The organism is Aminiphilus sp. (assembly GCF_029975095.1).
In the GTDB taxonomy this organism is placed as follows: domain Bacteria; phylum Synergistota; class Synergistia; order Synergistales; family Aminiphilaceae; genus Aminiphilus.
In genome coordinates, this window is sequence record NZ_JARKPW010000079.1 from 1 (window position 1) to 2,529 (window position 2,529).

At 58.2% G+C, this 2,529-nt stretch carries 3 protein-coding genes; all 3 read left to right on the forward strand.

From position 1 onward, the window contains the following. A partial coding sequence (locus Q1K49_RS04830) for a cyanophycin synthetase (protein ID WP_300523417.1) occupies window positions 1-1,082 on the forward strand: 1,082 nt, incomplete at its 5' end. Next, on the forward strand, window positions 1,075-1,890 hold the full coding sequence (locus Q1K49_RS04835) for a polyphenol oxidase family protein (protein WP_300523420.1): 816 nt from the start codon (window positions 1,075-1,077) through the stop codon (window positions 1,888-1,890). The genes Q1K49_RS04830 and Q1K49_RS04835, both read left to right, overlap by 8 nt. Window positions 1,891-1,919: 29 nt before the next feature. Continuing rightward, window positions 1,920-2,529, forward strand: a 610-nt coding sequence (locus Q1K49_RS04840; RefSeq protein WP_300523423.1) for a Gfo/Idh/MocA family oxidoreductase, incomplete at its 3' end; no start/stop codon positions are given.

Below are 2,529 nucleotides of genomic sequence, written 5' to 3' on the forward strand. Positions count from 1 at the left end.
TTTTAGGGGAGCGTCTCCGCATGAACGGAGAGAGTGTTTCTCCAACACTCTGGGAGGCGGAAGAGGACATACTTTATCGTGCACTGCGGGAAGATCCGTTTCTCCGGCAGACGCCGCCGACCTTCTTCGAACTTCTCACCGCACTGTGTTTCTGTGTTCTCCGAAGCGCAGCTCCCGACGTGGTCGTCATGGAAGCCGGCATGGGCGGGAGGCTCGATGCCACGAACGCGGCGAAACAGGTTCTACTGTCCGTCATCACGCCGGTCGCCCATGATCACGAGGAATATCTCGGCACATCACTCCGTTCCATAGGAATGGAAAAATTCGCCGTTGTCCGCCCGGAAACTCCCGCACTCTATTCCGGAGAACCTCCCGAACTCGAAGACCTCTTTCTCGAACGGTGTTCCCTCGCAAAGGCAGAACCCCACGTCTTTCGCCGCATCTGGTGCGTAGAGCATCCCGTGGTTGAGGAAGAGGGGTGTTCCTATGAGCTTTTCGGCCCAGGCTTCGACGGAAAAGTGCTCAGAACATCTCTCGTGGGAAGGCATCAGGTCAACAACAGCGCGCTCGCTGCCGCCGGGGCCGCTCTCCTTGCACAACGCGTACCGGGAATCACGTTTTCCACCATTCAGGCCGGTCTCAAGGCGACAAATTGGCCGGGAAGAGGAGAATTGCTGCCCGGATCTCCTCCGATTCTCCTTGATGGAGCACATAATCCTCACGGTGCCCGCGCACTTGCCTCCCTCCTCCGGGATGTCTGGGGAAAAACGCAGCCGAAGACGATCCTCTTTGCCGCCATGCGGGACAAGGATTCGAAGAGTTCCCTGGAACTCCTGCGTCCGGTGGCGGATCGTCTGATTTGTACCTCCGTTCCCGGCATGTCCCGCTGTGAAACCTCCGCCGTGCTCGTCGAAATAGCCAAAGCGGCGGGATGGACCTCGCCCGTCGGCGAGGAGGATCCTCTCCGTGCCCTTGCCATGGCTGAACAAAGCGCGTCGATGGTAGTGGTGTGCGGCAGCCTTTACCTTGTCGGTTGGATGCGCTGTCGGCTCGTCCCGGAGAGGAGGACCGACCTTGTCTGACTTTCTCGCCACCTGGAGGCAGAAGAAAGGCACATGGATCCTCGACTGGTTTCCCGGAAAGACCTTTGCGAACGTTCAGGTGCATCTCTTTGCGAAAGGTCATGTGACGGACTCCGCAGAAGGTGACCCTCAACGAATTTGGCATGCCCTTTCGGAAAAAGATTCGCCTCCGCTTCTCGCACCAAAACAGGTTCACGGTGCGGCTGTCGTCGACGCACTTCCGCTTTGGAGCCTTCCACATCGCCCGAGAGCGGACGGCATCTTCCTGAACAGACCCGGAATCTGGGGCAGCCTTCGTTTTGCCGACTGCCTCCCCGTAGTCGTGGTCGGCAGTGTTCCGTCACTCTGGTGTCTCCTCCTCCATTCAGGCTACGGGGGAACTGTGGCGAACATGGCGGGCAGAGCCGTGCGTCGCCTCGCGGCGAAACACGGTGCGGAGATCCTTGAAGATGCGGTAGCGCTGCTCGCTCCATCCATCGGGCGTTGCTGCTATTGCAGGGACGAGAGTGACCCGGCTACGAGACGGGGCATGACGTTCCTTCCTTCCGAAGGATGGAATAGGCGCGGGGAAAAAATCTTTTTCGATCTGAGACGAATCGTCGCCTTGCAACTCGCCGCCGAAGGGATACGCACGGCGAATATCCATGACGTGGATTGCTGCACCAAATGCTCTCCCGAAAGGCTCCATTCCTACCGAGGAGGCGACCGACATGCACGTTCATTTCTCCTGGCGGGAATTTTCGAAGGAGTCCACAAAAGGCGATACTGGTGGGAGAACAGTAATAGCGGGAATTTGCCCGTTCAATAGAAGATCGAAGGAGATGGAGCGTGGTCGGTATGGGTCCGGTACGTGTCGGCGTTGTCGGAGTGGGGCACCTCGGTTGCCATCATGCCCGCGTATATACGGAAATTCTGGGGACGCAGCTCGTCGGCGTCGTGGACACTAACGAAGAACGGGCCTGTGCTGTCGGCGAAACGCTGCGGGTACCCCATTTCTTCAGTTTCGAGGAATTTGCCGCCGCAGCGCAGCCCGATGCGGTCAGTATCGTGGTACCCACTCATGCCCACTACGATGTCACCCGACAGGCTCTTGAAAAAGGCATTCACGTGCTCGTCGAAAAGCCTGTCACGTCCACGGTCGAGGAAGCCGAAGTCCTTCTGCGAATCGCGGCGGAAAGAAACCTGGTCCTTCAGGTGGGACACATCGAGCGTTTCAACAGCGCGATGCAACATGTGGCCAATATCGTGCATGCGCCCCTCTTTCTCCAGTCTCGGAGGCTCGGTCCCTTTTCTCCTCGGATAAGCGACGTGGGAGTCGTCCTTGATCTCATGATCCACGATATCGACATCATCCTCTCCCTCGTCCACTCGGAAATCGTCGATATTTCCGCCATGGGAAGTTCCGTGCGTTCCAACTTCGAAGACGTGGCCTCCGCCCAGATCCGCT